Annotated in this window: 13 protein-coding genes; 3 read left to right on the top strand and 10 right to left on the bottom strand. The window is 35.1% G+C overall.

The features are described 5' to 3' along the window. Nucleotides 1–691 precede the first annotated feature (691 nt). The 3 genes from catA to RFH42_RS05285 all read left to right on the top strand — a co-directional run bounded on the left by catA (nt 692) and on the right by RFH42_RS05285 (nt 4,549). Nucleotides 692–1,627, top strand: coding sequence for a catechol 1,2-dioxygenase (gene catA / locus RFH42_RS05275; RefSeq protein WP_308974537.1), 936 nt, complete (start codon nt 692–694; stop codon nt 1,625–1,627). An 88-nt stretch (nt 1,628–1,715) separates the two neighbouring features. Beyond that, on the top strand, nt 1,716–2,969 hold the full coding sequence (locus RFH42_RS05280) for a GTPase (protein WP_308974538.1): 1,254 nt from the start codon (nt 1,716–1,718) through the stop codon (nt 2,967–2,969). Between the two features lie 2 nt (nt 2,970–2,971). Continuing rightward, the gene (locus tag RFH42_RS05285; protein WP_308974539.1) at nt 2,972–4,549 is read left to right on the top strand and encodes a dynamin family protein; all 1,578 of its coding nucleotides are present in this window, start codon (nt 2,972–2,974) and stop codon (nt 4,547–4,549) included. Between the two features lie 114 nt (nt 4,550–4,663). Here RFH42_RS05285 and RFH42_RS05290 read toward each other — a convergent pair whose 3' ends face one another. The 10 genes from RFH42_RS05290 to tssB all read right to left on the bottom strand — a co-directional run bounded on the left by RFH42_RS05290 (nt 4,664) and on the right by tssB (nt 16,640). After that, entirely contained in the window at nt 4,664–4,933 is a 270-nt protein-coding gene (locus RFH42_RS05290; RefSeq protein ID WP_308974540.1) for a PAAR domain-containing protein, read from the bottom strand. A 13-nt stretch (nt 4,934–4,946) separates the two neighbouring features. Further along, nucleotides 4,947–5,723: an OmpA family protein gene (locus RFH42_RS05295; protein ID WP_308974541.1), complete on the bottom strand. Its 777-nt coding sequence runs from the start codon at nt 5,721–5,723 to the stop codon at nt 4,947–4,949. 84 nt (nt 5,724–5,807) lie between these two features. After that, nucleotides 5,808–9,533 carry a type VI secretion system membrane subunit TssM gene (tssM, locus tag RFH42_RS05300; RefSeq protein ID WP_308974542.1) on the bottom strand — a complete coding sequence of 1,242 codons (3,726 nt, stop codon included), beginning with the start codon at nt 9,531–9,533 and terminating at the stop codon, nt 5,808–5,810. A 25-nt stretch (nt 9,534–9,558) separates the two neighbouring features. Next, nucleotides 9,559–10,824 carry a hypothetical protein gene (locus RFH42_RS05305; RefSeq protein WP_308974543.1) on the bottom strand — a complete coding sequence of 422 codons (1,266 nt, stop codon included), beginning with the start codon at nt 10,822–10,824 and terminating at the stop codon, nt 9,559–9,561. Then, nucleotides 10,821–11,816, bottom strand: coding sequence for a type VI secretion system baseplate subunit TssG (gene tssG / locus RFH42_RS05310; RefSeq protein WP_308974544.1), 996 nt, complete (start codon nt 11,814–11,816; stop codon nt 10,821–10,823). The genes RFH42_RS05305 and tssG overlap by 4 nt, the downstream gene beginning before the upstream one ends. Next, nucleotides 11,780–13,588, bottom strand: a complete 1,809-nt coding sequence (gene tssF, locus RFH42_RS05315; RefSeq protein ID WP_308974545.1) for a type VI secretion system baseplate subunit TssF — start codon at nt 13,586–13,588, stop codon at nt 11,780–11,782. Before tssF ends, tssG begins: the two co-directional genes overlap by 37 nt. Before the next feature lie 14 nt (nt 13,589–13,602). After that, nucleotides 13,603–14,076, bottom strand: a complete 474-nt coding sequence (gene tssE / locus RFH42_RS05320) for a type VI secretion system baseplate subunit TssE (RefSeq protein WP_308974546.1) — start codon at nt 14,074–14,076, stop codon at nt 13,603–13,605. Between the two features lie 36 nt (nt 14,077–14,112). Then, nucleotides 14,113–14,616 carry an Hcp family type VI secretion system effector gene (locus RFH42_RS05325; RefSeq protein WP_308974547.1) on the bottom strand — a complete coding sequence of 168 codons (504 nt, stop codon included), beginning with the start codon at nt 14,614–14,616 and terminating at the stop codon, nt 14,113–14,115. A 37-nt stretch (nt 14,617–14,653) separates the two neighbouring features. Next, nucleotides 14,654–16,138, bottom strand: a complete 1,485-nt coding sequence (gene tssC, locus RFH42_RS05330; RefSeq protein ID WP_308974548.1) for a type VI secretion system contractile sheath large subunit — start codon at nt 16,136–16,138, stop codon at nt 14,654–14,656. Next, entirely contained in the window at nt 16,131–16,640 is a 510-nt protein-coding gene (gene tssB, locus RFH42_RS05335; RefSeq protein WP_308974549.1) for a type VI secretion system contractile sheath small subunit, read from the bottom strand. The genes tssC and tssB overlap by 8 nt, the downstream gene beginning before the upstream one ends. Between the last annotated feature and the right edge of the window lie 508 nt (nt 16,641–17,148).

The raw sequence follows: 17,148 nt of genomic DNA on the forward strand, positions 1-17,148 counted from the left end.
AGTACAATAAGTTTTGTCTTTTACTTAAAAAACTCAACGATTAATAAGCGCATGATCCTCGGAGTTTAATTATTTTTTGTATAAGACTTAAATTAAAATCTAGTCGACTTTTTATTATTTTTAAAACCAACCACAGCACTAAGATATACTCATTTGAGCATAATTCTTTTTTAGTATCGCAGTTAAAAAATAGCATTCCTAAAGATCAAACTTACTAGATTGACTCAATGGTCTATGGCTTATCTACGCAACAAAATACTTAGCACTTCGTCTAAAACACCCCTACAGCTCCCATTTTTAGGCATGATTTGTGCTTTCTTGGACAATGACATAATTATTTTGCTTATGTTTTAAAGCAGTTAACTCACAGTTATCAACTATAAGCTTCTTTTTAAAAAACACAATTCAATGATAGCTTGAGTAGGAAATTAAATACCCAAAAGGTATTTATATACACTTTTACGGTTCTTGTGCTATATCAGACAATACATATAATAAATTTCATCGAATGAAACAAAGCCTGTTTTTATTAGGATAAGACATTCTCTTTTACGTATGCTTAGACTAACTTAATCATAGAGTTGATCAGGTAGGTCAAGCAGCCAAATTAAAAAAGGATGGCCTCTAAACAAGGTATGTTGGATTTTTTTAAAAAAAAGCATTCATTTTTTGGCGTTTTAAGGAGATAGCCATGACTGTTAAGATTTTCGATACGCAGGAAGTACAAGAATTTATACGTCTAGCAAGTGGTTTAGAACAGGAAGGTGGTAGCCCACGAGTTAAGCAAATTATACACCGTGTACTTTCTGATCTATTTAAAATGATCGAAGACCTAGAAGTTACTTCTGATGAATATTGGCAAGGTGTAGCTTACTTAAACCAATTAGGTACAAGTCAAGAAGCTGCGTTATTGTCTCCAGGTTTAGGTCTAGACCGTTTCCTTGACATGCGCATGGATGCAGAAGATGAAGCACTCGGGATTAAAGCTGGTACTCCTCGTACCATTGAAGGTCCTTTATACGTTGCTGGTGCACCAGTAGAACAAGGCTATGCACGTCTAGATGATGGTAGCGACCCTGATGGTCAATTACTTATTATGCATGGTGTAATTTACGATGCAGATGGTAAACCATTCCCGAATGCACAAGTTGAAGTATGGCATGCGAATACCAAAGGCTTCTATTCACATTTCGACCCTACTGGTGAACAAGCACCATTTAACATGCGTCGTACAATTATTACTGATGCTGAAGGTCGTTATCGCTTCCAAAGTATCGTGCCTAAAGGGTATGGCTGCCCGCCAGAAGGCCCAACACAACAGTTGCTTAACCAACTCGGCCGTCATGGTAACCGCCCTGCTCATATTCACTTCTTCATTACTGCAGATGGTCACCGTAAGTTAACAACTCAGTTAAACATGGAAAATGACCCATTTGTATATGACGACTTTGCTTATGCAACTCGTGAAGGTCTTGTTGTTCCTGTTGTTGAGCACACAGATGAAGCAACAATTAAAGCAAACGGCCTAGATACACCGTTCGCTGAAATGGAATTTGACTTTAAGCTTAGTCGTCTTGTTGATGGTGTTGATAACCAAGTTGTAGAGCGTCCACGCTTACAAGGTTAAGGTCAACTTAAACCTAGCATTCATTTACATACAAATCAGGCTGGTACTCACCAGCCTGATTTATCTAAAGGGACAGTAGAGCAAAAGTATGGAAACATTTAACTTCGATGAAGCAGCCGCACAAATCCTCTGTGCTTTACCAGAAAGAGCAATTGATTTAGCACGTTTAAAAGCATTAAATCAAACAACGCTTACTCCAACCATTACCGTTATTGGTAAATATAATCACGGCAAAAGCAGATTACTCAACGAATTAATTGGTCAAGATATTTTTAGTGTCGCTGATCGTCGTGAAACTGTAGCACTCAATGAGCATCGGTATGAACAATTGTGTTGGCTAGATGCACCAGGCTTAGATGCCGATGTGGGTGGACAAGATGATCATTTGGCTCAGGAAGCTTTATGGTGTAAATCAGACATTCGACTCTTTGTACATTCAGTTAAAGAAGGTGAATTAGACGCTGCTGAACATCCTTTATTGCAGCAACTCCATTACGATGTTCAACGAAGTAAACGTCAAACACTCGTGGTGTTAACACAAGTAGATCAAGTACCTGACCAAACCGTACTCACACAGGTTATTGACTCAATTCAACAACAAATTCCTCAATTTAACCTTCTACCTGTTTCCGCTACACGTCATCGTCAAGGCACTGAAGCCAATAAGCAATTACTTATACAAAAAAGCGGTATTTCAGCCTTACGTCAAGCCTTAGATGATGCAATCGCTTTAGTTCCTCAAGCCCGCATACATGAAAAAGCATTACTCTTTACAGAAATGCGTCAACAGCTCACGAACTTACTCAACGCAGAACAGCAACAACTACAACAGTTACAACAGCTACAACATAATCAACGTCAATCATTTGATTCTGATCTAAATAAAACGCTAGATAAGGTATGTGTTGATCTCCAACCTACACTAGCAGATCGGGAGCATGACGATGCCTTAGTCCCAGATTCGTTTGAAAACATGTTTAAAATGACAGCGGGTAAGCAAGAACGTGCACGTATACAAGTGGCCTACTCGCATGCTTGTTTAGATATTGACAGTCATTTAATTCGTTACGGGGTAACAGGTTTACCAACTGAACAACAAACTCAAGTACGTAGTATTAATACAGTTATGATTGCTGTAATGGGTGTTTCTGTTAAATCTCGCCAAGATTTACGCAAGATATTTACAGAACAAAATGGGCGTGACAGATTATGTCGTGAATTTGCACACTATTTTGAAGTGTCTCCAGACCGCGTAGCTTTAGTTAAGCAAATTTCTGATGTTACAGCACAAGTAACAATGTATACACAGGCATTGACGGCACTGCAACATTTGGAGGCCTAATCATGAATAAGCATACTTCCATAGAGCAATTTATTCATACGCTTGATGCACACCAAAATGATCAACTTGATTTCTCCCCTGTCATCGAAAAAATGCATGATTGGCGTAGTGATTTTGCACAAGAACTTCAAACACATTTATTATCCAGTAACAGTTTCAGCCCTGATACTCAACTTAAACAACAGATTGACCATTTCAATCAACAAGTTATTACACATATTAATACTTGGGATGCACGATGGGCTGAACTTTCCCCAGCACAGTCTTTAGCAGATACTTTTGAAAACAAAGTGATGTTATTAATCTTTGGAAAATTTAATGCTGGTAAAAGCTCACTTTGTAATCTATTAGCAGATTGTTTTCGCCAGCATGGACAAAGTGTTAAATATTTTCATCTCGCCGATGGATCTCTGGTTTATACCGAAGAAGCATTACGTGAAGGTGCAACCGAAACAACTGCACGTTTACAAGGGGTGTGTTTAGGTGAAAAATTTATTCTGCTTGACACCCCAGGACTACATTCAGTCACTACTGAAAATGCAGCCTTAACTCAACGTTTTATTGACAGTGCTGATGGTGTACTTTGGTTAACCAGTTCTTCTTCACCTGGGCAAGTTCAAGAGCTTGATTCCTTGGGGCGTGAATTACGTCGCCATAAACCACTCTTACCCATTATTACTCGTAGTGATCAAATCGAAGAAGATGAAATTGATGGCGAAATTTGCACGATTTTATGTCATAAAAATGCCAATCAACGTGCAATTCAAGAAACTGATGTTTATAGCCGCAGTCAAGACAAATTAGAACAAATGCAGGTTGATGCTCGTTTGCTCAAAACACCTGTTTCAATATCTGCTCAAATGGTTCGTCAAACTGGCTTTGATCCACAATCGATGACTGAGGCAGGATTCGATCAACTTTTCTTAGCTTTATTAGATCTGATTGAACCAGCATTTGCATATAAACAACGCAAATCTGCTGAAATATTTTTACATTATCTGCAAGAAGCAGTACTAGAACCTATTGAAGAACTTTTGCAACAATCACTGTCAGTACTCACACAAATGACGCAAAACATGCAGATTGAGTTAACACAACAACAAGACAAGATTATTGCAAATACTTGGCGTGCAATCCTGCCACAAGTACCAAGGCTGTTAGAAGAGCATGCATCTACTCAAGCAATTGATGCAGTTACTCAAACGATAGTACAGTGGGCTGAGCAACATTTGACTGAACAGTTACACCAACAACTTAAAGACTATCGTCTAGAATATGTCATGGTTCAGGCATTGCCATTAGATCAAAATGTATCGTATGAGGTTATTACTGCAAGTACAGATCAACCTGAAACGATACGACATGATCGTTTATATAATGAAATCTCAAATAAACTGCAAGTGTTATTGACTGAACTGACTACTCCTGTAATTACACAGTGTCACGATCATCTTCAAGCGCTCAATGCGTCAATACAAAAGCTACAAAGCTTATCTGAGCAATTCGAGCAACATCTCAAGCAACATGCACAGCACCTTCGGAATCATCAACAAGATCCACATTACGCTTTGTGCGAATAGCTCTAAAAGCATTCTCTTAAATAAACTGCACCCTAAAAGTCGGACACGCTCAGTCTAATTTGAAGGGTGCTTTTTAATGGTTAAATACAGCAAAGCATCCATGCAAATGATTCACTATTTATGATCACCAGATACTAATTTTTGTTTGGCCAATAATTTACATCCACATGATAATAAATCATTCTCTTGTGCAGCAGGTTTGTTAAAGATCAGTAAATGTGGGTCCCCACTAATGATAGTGGAAATTGTTTGATGCAATGGACAGCTTGCCGTATCTCCAATACATGCCACTGCAACACCACCAATCAAAAACCGACTATTTCCTGTTAGCACCTCACCACCTCCTGTTGTTAAACAACCAACTGTTATATACGATTTCGTCATTTTTATGATTACCTTATAAAACTTCAAACTCAATACGACGATTCTTTTTACGACCATCTACAGTATGATTATCCGCGATTGGTTTCTCATCCCCCCAACCCTCTACACTTAAACGTGTAGCAGCAATATTCTGACTCATTAAATAATGCTTTACTGCTTCAGCTCGTTGTAAACTCAACTGCTTATTCTTTTGTTTATCTCCTGAACTGTCAGTATGACCAACAATTCTAATATGCCTTGCTTTTACTTTATTTAAAGCAATAACCATCTGATTTAAAATTAAAATTCCTGAAGGAGTTAGAGTTACACTATCTGATTCAAACTCCACCACACGATTATTTAAAGTATCATCCAATAATTTTTGCTCGCTGTGTTCTGAAAAAAGTTTGGCCTGAAAATGATAGGGTGCAGTAATTAGAGAGCTAAATAATTGGTTTATTTTTTGACTTTCTTCTGCATGAGAGACTGTTCCAGTTAATTGCACTGCAGTTCCATGTATATCGAGTTTGCCTTTTGATACTTTTTTTAAATCAGGCCTTATAAGTTCTTGAATGGTATTCATCCAAGTAGTAGGTGTTATTACCTTCTGCACTTCAATTTTATCTATAACTCTTTCTGAACCATAAACACTATAAACTTGATTCAGTATGGTCTGTTTATCTTCTTCATTATCAACATTACCAGATACAATGACGGGTTGAGCTAGGCTCAAACCAGTTGTATTCAAGTTACAAAATATTATTGAAGCAGTGACGAAAAATATTTTTTTAATCTTATTATTTAATCTCATATCAAACCATTTTTAATAGTGAATATATTGTTTTAAATTTTTTATTCTTAAATACATTTACGATTTTGTTTACATCCACATTTTCTATTCATTATCCGTTACAACAGTTGGTGTAGTTACCCAATCTACCAGTTTTAATCCAATATACTCTTGCTTAACACCAACATGATTACGTATACCACTCGGTACACGAAAAGCCACTGTTATAGCTAGTTCAGGATTTTGTTTGTTCGTCCATGTCATCTCAATATGATGGTCTTTTTTTATCTGTACAGCCGCATCAAATAACTGATTAATTCCATCTTCACCTGATGCTTCAAATACAACATAGCTTTTGCCGTCTAAATCAATTGCAGTAATACGCACACCTAAAATTGCTCCTTTATTTGGCCAAATAAAACTGCTCCATTGTTGAATCCCCTTCTCAAAGACCATGCGTTGTCCATCTATTTCTACGATATAAGACAACAGCTTCGAATTCGCTAAGGGGTATAATTGGAAATTTGATGGTAATTCCATCATTGTTTTTTCTGCTACATCAACCTTTACCATACCCTCTATTGGAGCTAAATAATTTGGTAAAGCAACTGAAAACTGAGGGTTTAAATGAATACCGATGTTATGCCATGTTTTTATGTTTAAACTACCCCCATGACGAATAACCACTGGTTCTAAAGTTTCTACTAAGTATTTTGAAACACGCCCAGTTTCCCCAAAAATTTCAGCAATTTCACTTGCACTCGCTTGTATCGTTACTGAGCGATTAAATGGGAATTTCAGTGCTAGTTTTTGAGTAAATGGCTGATAAACCTGTATGACCCAAAGTTTATTTAATTCTTCTTCAGCAGAGGGTAACAAAGTCTCAAATACCTGAGTTAATGGATTCAAAAACAAGGATTGTAGAATTTCTTGTTCAGTCTTTTTTATCCCAATTAAGATTTTTTCACCCACTATTTTTTCTGTTGCATTTAATACAGTATTCTTATCGTTTATCGTGTCTTGAACTAAAAGCAAAGCATTGGATGTCACTCCATTCGCATGTTTTAATGTATTTAATTTATGCCGAACTAAAAGTAAACTATTTAAATATTCATCAAGTAACGAGTGATTATTCTGCTCATTACGCTTGCGAACGACGTGATAAAAAGCATCAAACTGTTGTGAAATAAGTACCTGTTTCTCAATATTTGGCTGTTGCATTACTTTATGGTTTTCTTTTAGCAGCACCTTTGTTTTAAACCATGATATAAAGTCTTTATTTTCATTGAGTAATTCTGCTTGTATGCTTGGATTATCCCAATGCGTTTCTTTAACGACTCGATCCAACAATATTCGAATAGGTGAATGATTTGGATCACTTAGTCGATCAATCTGTTTTATTTGCTCTGTGAGATTAGTCGCTTTTACATAACGTACTTTCGCCAATAATTTTTTCCATTCTAGGGCATATTCTTGTTTATAAAGCTGAGTTAATTGCTGACGAATCTGCTCAGGACTTCCTGTAAAACTTAAATCATGAGATTCTGTATGATTAAACACCCAATCTTTAATCTCGATTGGGTGCTGAACAGCATCTTCAATCGCATTCGCAATATATTCACCCCATGCTTTCTGGGTAAATATTCCTGGTAAAATATAATCACCTGTTATTGTGTCTGTATTTTCCTGACCCACAATTTGATCGATACTTATCGTTGCAAAACGAACCGCTGCACGTTGTTTTATTTCATTATAAATACGATCAATTAGTGAAATCCCATGAATCACAGAAAGGAGGTTCTGACGTGACTGATCAACAAGCTGTGGATTGTCTTGAAGAACAGGGAATAATTCATCCTGAGCCAACGACAAGCTGTAATTAAGCAATAGCTGTACTTTTTGTGAAATCTGCAACTGTTTATCTTGATCATATCCATATGTTTCAAGCCATAAATACCAAAAATGAGCAACTTGGTTGTTTAATAATTCCACTTCAACATGTTCAGGTTTACTCAACATTAAATAAGCTTTTAACACGTAATAAGCATCATGTGATCCAACAGCTATAGACTGATGTTGATCATTATTTTCCTCACCAACGTCTTCGGCAACAACCTGCTGCTTCCCAATACTAAGCTGATCTTTTTTATTATTCAGTTGTTGTAAGTATTGAGCCATATTCTGCTGTGCTGGTAACAAAATAAGCTGTTTAATGCCATTTAAATACTCTGCTTTTAAGCGTTTTTTCAACTGCTTCCCCTGATATAAACCAAAGGAAAGTTTAAAAGGACGATGTCGCTCATACTCATCAAGTTGCTGTAAACGCCACTGTAATATCAATAAAACATCTACATATTTGCCTAAATCAAACTCAGCATTATGCTTTAAAAGCATGGCCTTATCTAAATCAGATTGAACCTCTTCAATTAGCTGTTGATTATTTTTATATGACCATAGCCAAAGTAACATACAAACCAATATGGAGAACAATACTAAAATAGAGCCCCAACAGCGCTTCCGCTTTGTCATTATATTCAGCTGTGGTTTAACTATTTTTCGATCTTTAAAAATCACATGGCTAAATAATTCTTTTAAGAAATAGCCTTGCTTAGGAAAGCTGTTAATATTGGTGTTGACTAATACCTTGTCTGATGTTTTTTCTAAATCAAACTCTTGAACAAGTTTTCGAGTGATTGGACTTTCACTAACTCCTTCTTGCAAGGCACTAGTAAAATAGAAGCCTCTAAAAGCACGCTGACTCTGAGATAAATGATCATCGAATAAAGCACGAACAAAAGCACTTAAAATGGGTTTTAACGCACTAAACTCTAAAGGGAAAGACATAGCATTTATAGAAATATCTGCCAGTGAGTTCCGGTTATAGTGCTTACGACTTACATACTGAAGACCTTCAGATAAAACTTGGAAATGCTGTTCAAACAACTCACCAATACTTGGTGATGACCGTGTAGCATAACTCAGCGTTGCACCCCAAACCTGATCACGCTCATAAACCTCATCATATTTAAAAAATGGTGTAAACCCTTCAATTAAATCCATTTGAGTAAATATCAGGTAAATCGGCATTGATATTTCTAAATATTCTGTGACTTGTTGAATTCTTGAATTTAGTCTTTTAACAAGTTGTGTTTCACCCACAGCATCATGATGCAATAGTTCTGTAATACTCACCATGATCACCAATCCGTTGATGGGTATCTCAGGACGATTTTTTTTCAATAGTCTTAAAAAACCAAGCCATTCTGGTTGATCGGCTATAGAGGTTGTATAACGACCCGCTGTATCTAATAACACACCATCTCGACAAATCAACCATTCACAATATGCCGTTGCTTGAGTTTGATCAGAAACATGCTCCTGCATACCTCCTGTGTCTAAAAATGTAAGCCCAGAATGTTTAAGTGCGGAACTTTTACCTGCCGAAGAGCTTCCAATCACGACATACCAAGGCAACTCATATTTACTTTGACAACTTTTTTTAGTGAGTAATTTAGATTGGTAAATAAAACGATGAGATTTTTTAATTTGCTGTCGCAAATACTTCAAACCTTCTCGATGCTGAATCTCCAACCCTCTATTTCTACTTATTTGTTTAAATAACTTAATATATTTTATCTGTACACCTAATCGTTTCACTCTGCGGTATATCAAATAAAATATAAATGCAAAACTAATCATCACACAGTAGATAAAAAAAAGAGATAAAGAAGTACTAAAACAAAAAAATGCAAATAGAGTCATTAGTATAAATAAGATTATTACTTTCCAATGAGCAACGAATTGACTTAAACCTTTTAAAATTGTATTCATCTTATTCTCAGTTATTTTATAATTTTTAATCTAATATGTCGTACTCATTTATTGATGAAATAAAAATTGGTGTCTTTAATGGCCCTGAATGATAAACAACTCTATACTTACAATTATGAATTTTCATCGCCAATATAAATCCAAAAATTAGACTTAAATTTTGACTACTCCCTAGACATTTATGTACATTCAATAAATGTTGAGTTTCAATCGCTGTATTGGCAAAACATTTCTGTTGTATTTTTATTGCCCTATTATCGGCAGGATCATCTAAAATAATAATAAAAGGACAGTCTAGATTATATTGCTCTGAATAAGTAAGTTCGAATTTCTTTAAAATATTAACCAATGGTTTTTTATGCCTATTAATATAAATATTTTCTATTTCATCCAATCCATGAATTTTTATTTTACTTGATGTTAATAAACAACTTGCTGCATATTCAGCTGCAATATAATTTGAAAAAAACCTAGTTTTTTCATCTATGAACTGTTGACTAATTTCCGAATCCATCACTATAAATAATGATACTTCTGTTGTTTGCTTACTCACCTGCATCAAACAGGATAACCATTGTGTCTCAATTGTTGAAGGTGATAAATAATGATATGTATATTTAATCTGGTGGGGTAGAAAACCTAATCTATCAAAAAAAGGTTCATATATATGATTACTTTTTTCCTCATCCAAAATTACCTTTATCTCCTCACTCACAATAAGATGAATATTAATCCTTTCAAAAACAGCCTGCCTAAATTGATTAGCAATTATGGTGAGTTCAATTGTATAGCGTTGTAATTCTTGCAAAAGCAAATATTCTAAACGTTGATGGATTGGAATAATGGGTCTTTTTTCTTTATTTCCGTCTTCATCAATACTGTTCATTCTAAAAGAAAGACAGGGTCTCAGTAAACTGTCAAATAGCTGAGTATCAAGTTTTGGCCCCTGAGCATGTTGCATTGCAGAAATAAGTTGTTCATTTTCACCGAACACACTACATACATTAACGGCATATATTGCAAGGCCCACTGTCTCATCTTGATGAATATTCGACTTTGGTTCTGATATCTGTTGCACCCGTGTTAAACAAATACTTGAAAACTTTTTTACACCTCTAAAAATAAAATATGGGGAAAATACAATCAATCCTACTCCAAATGGCACTAGCATTAAGTAGATAAATAAATCAAATACGGTTGGATCAAACTGGATATCACGCCAATACCTTATAGTGACAAAAATAATAGTGCTCACTATAGTAAACAATACCCATAACATTATCTTGTTCACGCTATACCCTGAAGTAATTGATAACAGGTTTGATCATTATTAGATTGATGTTCTGACATCAAAAACGCGGCTTGAGCTAATCCAATTTGATTCTTTGAACTTAAGCGTATAGGAGATATTGCCGTTTTACTTAAAATCAGTCGTAAATCAACATATAAACTTGCACTACTCCAAGACTGCAATATTGATTTAAGTATTTTGCTATTTTTAGCATTAGGTAAGAAATCTAGATATTGCTGATATACCAATGGCCCAATTACAATCTCAATCTTATCTGCAATTTGCTTTATACTTTGCCCACAAAAGCTTTTTCTTCCCAATAAATTTTCCTGTATCCCCCCCAATTGACATTGATGATTAGAAGACAGCTCAAACTTTTCAGGAATATACTCACGTATTTTAATATCGACATTAAATATACATTTCAATATATTTTCTAAAGCATGTTTACTATTGTTTTGCCCCTGCATTAAACCTGAAAACTCAGCAAAATAATCATCAATATGGTGTTGATTATGCTGATCGTGTATATATCCATTTAAAGCATGTAATATGTTTATATAATGATTTTCAGCTTCAAGCTCATAACGTAACGGTAATTGATAACATAAACTAGCATCAACAAATTGTGCTGTTAACTTATGGTTAAACAATGCAAGAAATTTTTGTGCTTCTAAACGTTGCTCTCTAGAAGTTTGCCATAATTTAGTTGTATAAACATATGGCAATATACCTTGAACCCCTGTGAGACCAATCATTAAACTTGTAATTTCAATGTATTGATCTGTGTAGTGTAGGGATTCAATCTCTGCATGGGGGAATTGAAGTTTTAAAGAATTTTCAAAATTAAATCTATCAGCCCAACACTTTAACTTAGATTGACAAGGGGTATGGCATAACAAACGTATTGCCTGAATAAATTCGAATTCAGTTGGCTGATTAAAGAGCTGGGCAATCACAGAAGCTTCTTGCCACCCATATTTTTCGTGCATCGATATAACTCCTGTTGATTTATTGCGTCAAAAACGATGACATCGACAAAACTATTCATTTGTACTTTTAAGTTAAAAACATGGCTTATCAATTGGCTAAACATATACAGGCTGTGTCCTCGAAAAACCGTAGAATTAATATATAAATATAGATTTAAACCACGGACACAAAGGGGAAAGGGTTGAGTATCAATCAATTTATTGCAGAGGGATAATTGAATAGCATGAATCGAATCAATCATTAGATGATTTTCTCTAGACTGCGGTAAATTATATAATTCAAGTAGTTCCTTTAAATGACTTATCCCGTCTCCTTTCATTAACGCTAATGTGTTTAAAGACAAATGCGAAATAATTCGCCATTGCTCCTTTTTATTTTGCTTAAATTGGAAGGTCATCGTTGGACGCTTTAAAACCAAAGCGCGTTGGACCAAATGACGATCATTCAGGCTTAAATAACCAAATGCATGTTTTATCGCTTTATGAGGGAGGTCTGAATTAGAACAAAGCAGTTGAGTGCTGATAAAATCAGCTGTAATCGCATCGGGTTTAAGCGCTTTAGAAATAATTGAATAATTTATCAATCCTGCTTTATGCGCATATGAAACTGGGCTCAATGAATAAAAAAACTTTACCGCATCACCATGATAATGACTCATTGCAAAGAATGGATAGACTTGAAAGCTCTCTCGTTCTTGCTGATTTTTCTCACGGATTATATTCATCTTAAGCACACTATACAGCTGATAATATTCAGGACGATGTGCATCTGTTATTAGTGAATATTGCGTCTGTCGGTGATCAATTTTTTGCGGTTCTGCATGTTTCTCAAACAAATTAATTATAGGGGTTGTAAATAATTTAAAATTTGCAATATTCAACTGACTATAATTTCTCATGATGGCTTGATCATTTAAATCAAGCTTAATATGAATTTCTAGTTCAAATTTTTCTGGTAATGATTTGATTTTTTTTAAGAAGTCTAATTTTAAATATAAATAATGGAATCGCTCTGGAAAGCAAAAATATTCGGTTAACAGTCTGTATGCGTGATGACTATGTTGATCCAAAGGTAATAAGCTGTCTTTTTCTTCAAAACCCAGAACCTCAAATGGATTATTAATATCAAGATGATACTCACCGATCTTAAGGCTGAAACGTGTATCTTTTTTAAAAATTTCATCAAGAACTTGCAAAGGAAAACTTGATATCGCATCCAAATAGATGGGTAAAATTTCGACACTTAAATTGTGATATTGAGGAGCAAATACTTCAAATGTCATACCCAAAGTTGCATTATGTTTTAAATGTAAATATGTGCTGGGTTTGGTATTAAAAGCTAAATCAAGCAATCGAATAGGAAGCAACCGTACTTCACTACAACTACTAAATGTACATTGCACACCATTAATACTACGAGACTTTAAAGTGCTTTTAGCTGGAATAATGTGTACTGTACTTAACTTTTTTTGCTGATTTATATCCTCAAAACTCACCACTGTGCATGAAGGAAAATGCTTCAAATACTGTGGAAACATGACTTCAAATAAAGCATGAGTAAAAAAATCATAACTATCTTCTAACTTTTTATCTATACGAGCAGAAATTAAAGAAAATGCCTGAATCAATCGTTCGATATGTGGGTCATCTATTTGCTCTTGATTTAAACTTAGGCGCTGCGCAATCTTTGGATAATGCTGGGCAAACCCACGAGCCTGCTGAGCAAATTCTTGTAATTGCTTTTCATAATAAGGTAATAATTCTTCAATCACAGTCTTTCCAATTGTTATGATTTTGCCATAATGATGTATTGTTGTTTTGTAGGTTGCAGTAAAGCATCAAACTTAATGACCTCACTGATTGGATAAACATTTAAAATTGCATGTATATTTAAATATAGCTCACCCGTAATAACATTGTCGGGGCAAATTCTGACTTGGATTTGCCGCAGTCTTGGTTCATGTACTGTAATTGCTTGCTCAATATACTGACAAATTTTCTCGCAATCTAAAGAGTCTGTAATAGATAAACCAGTAAAATCAATTAAGCCAAATTGTAAAATTGAATGTTTTGCAAGTTCAAAATCACCCTGAATACAATCTATTTTCGTCTGACGACTATTTAATAAATCTTCTAGATCTGTTGCTATTGAGTCTTGTAATGACTGTATGGAGACGCCTTTTTCATGCTCCAATGAACTAAGCAATTGATCAAATAAGGCATATCTAAATCCATATGGATACAAATGATCTAATTCCATTTACCACCTATTTACTCATTTCCCCCTTCAATATTACTAAGCATGATAAGAGGCAGTATTATTAGATAAAGACCATTTTTTAGTTACTGCACCTTTTGCAGTGCCATTTATATCTTGTTGATGATATGTCCACTCAACAGCAGCATACTTTAGACCGAAAGATTCAGTTGGTATGCCCTCTTCCTTAACGAGCGGGGTTACACTTGAGACCAAAACATGCTTCAGTTTCAACTGCAAATATTTAATTCTTTTATCACCATTTGCACGATAAAAGTCGATTTGTACTTCATCAAAGGTATATCCAGCTGAACATGCTTCCCAAAGTTTTGGACTAGTTGCATCTAAATCTTTAACAAAAACCATATCTGAATGCTCAACACGTTCTGCTGTATGTCCCCCAACACTTGATGATGTTGCAGACTTCGGTTGGCGAATATGATGTGCCCAAGAATTAACCTCCAGCCAACCTTTGTGCTCCGCATCCCGCGACTCACCATCTACGTTATATTTGCCACGAAACTCTAGATAGATATCTTTCATTATGTATCCTTTCTCTAATTTAATAATTCTTGTAATCTCATTGATTTAAGGCTTGGGGTAACTCTGTCACTAGACGTAATGAAACTGATAATTCATCCAGTTGGAAATGAGGCCTTAAAAAAACCACTGACTTGTAATAACCTGGAGCAGCTGGATTTTCTATCACTTTCACAGATGCTTCGCGTAATGGGAATTGAGCTTTTGCCTCTTGGGTAGCACCATCATCTAATAAGACATACTGAGACAGCCAATCATTCAAACACACCTCAACTTGGCTTGCTGAATTAAAACTCCCCAATTTATCTCTCATCATCGCTTTCAAATAATGCGCAATACGCGATACAGCTAGAACATATTGAATTTGACTCGACAGCACGGCATTTGCATTTGCGATATCTGTACTATATTTTTTAGGTTTTTGAGTCGATTGTGCCGCAAAGAAAGTGGCATAGTCTGTATTTTTACAATGTATTAAGGGAATAAAACCCAGATCACTTAACTCCTTTTCTCTTCGATCGGTAATCGCAATTTCTGTGGGGCACTTAAAGACCAGCTCACCATCAAGCGTTTTAAAATGATGTATGGGTAATCCTTGTACCAATCCACCACCTTCAACACCTCGAATGGCAGCACACCATCCATACAAATCAAAAGCATGTGTCAAACGAGTAGCAAAAGCATAAGCAGAGCTCATCCATAAATATTGCTGATGATTGTCCCCAGATACCGATTCAACAAAATTAAATCCATGGGTAAACATGCCATCCTTAGGATGATAAGGTAAACGACCAAGTACTCGGGGTAGTGTTAATGCAATATATCGAGAGTCATCACTCTCTCTGAATGAGCGCCATTGTACATATTCAGCTGTTTCAAAAATTTTAGTGATATCTCGCGGTCGATCAAGTTCAGTAAATGATTCTAGACCCAACAATTCAGGACTACTCGCAGCAATGAATGGTGCATGTGCAGCTGCTGCAATATGTGAAAGTTGCTCGAGTAAGTACATATCTGTTGGTATACGATCAAATGCAAAATCACCGATTAAAGCAGCAAAAGGCGCTCCACCAAATGTTCCATACTCTTCCTCATAGACCTTTTTAAACAAGTTACTTTGATCAAAATCTGTCGCACTTTGCAGGTCCTTAATCATTTCTCTTTTGGTTGTATCCAACATTGTTATTTTAATAAGTGGATTAGATGGTGTTTCTTGACAAAAATAATAAAGCCCACGCCATGTTGCTTCGACTTTTTGAAATTCTGGATGATGCATAATTTTACTGAGCTGACATGAGACTAACATATCAATTTCAGCAATACGTTGATCAAGTGATAACGCCATGTTGTCAGTGACGGTTACTGTTCCCTGTACAATTTCTTTGATTAACTCTCCTATTAAATACTTTACTCGATCATGTTCACTCTCATTGCGAGCAATGCAACTTTTATCAATAATTGAATCTAATAAACCTATTGGAGCTGTATTTTCACAACGCACTGAAACTGCCTGTAAATCAATCATTATTATCTCCAGTTTCAATACTTAACCGATGCAGTTGCTCTGTATGTCTTAATACTTCACCCAGTACATCTTCAAACTTTTCATTATTAGAAATTTTGTTACGTAAATCTGTTAAGCCTTCGCGTACCTTCATTAACTGGCATAAAGGTTTAATTTGTTGTACCAATTGCTCAGGACGAAAATCTTTCATCGATTTAAAACTTAAATCTATTGCTAAAGTTGTTCCTTCAGCAATTAAAGTATTTTCTGTCTCAAATAATACACGTGGCTCAATAGACCGCATCACTTCATCAATATTTTCCAAATCTACATCGATAAATTTCTTGTTCTTTAGTTTTATTTTCTTCACATCAGATGCTGCTGAAAAATCGCCCAAAACACCTATGACAAATGGCAGTTCTTTAGTTTCCTTAGCTCCTCCAACCTCTATGTCATAAGTGAGTTGTACACGTGGGGCTCGAACCCGTTGTAGTTTCTTCTGAATACTTTCTCTTTTTGCCATTATTTTACCTTCATCTACTTATTCGGAGTATTATTTTTATAGACAGCTTAAATATTGGTTTCATACATAATATAACGAATATTCAAATAGTGATTAAATATCCGATTAAAATCCAAAACCCCAACACTATTTATTATAATCATCACATGAATACCAATTATTATAAAATTATTTTAATCAACTCAATATAGTTCCCTTCCATTTTCATTCAATTCAGTTCAATTATTCTAAAAAATCCGACAGAATAAACTCTTTTTGATAAACACAACTATCTATAAATGCGCTTATAACTTATTCTACAAATAAAAATCAAAACAAGCTTTGTGCTCTTTACTTTTGTATAAAATGGATAAACGAGAGATAAAAATGGACAATCTAAAAATCCACTTTGTTAATACATCTTCACCTAAACTGATCTATTTTTCACAATCCATATTTTATTATCTTAATCAAAAAAATAATAAAATTAAAACTGAGCATATCATCTATCTTCCACTCAAATTTCAAG

It is taken from the genome of Acinetobacter rudis (assembly GCF_031157835.1).
In the GTDB taxonomy this organism is placed as follows: domain Bacteria; phylum Pseudomonadota; class Gammaproteobacteria; order Pseudomonadales; family Moraxellaceae; genus Acinetobacter; species Acinetobacter rudis_A.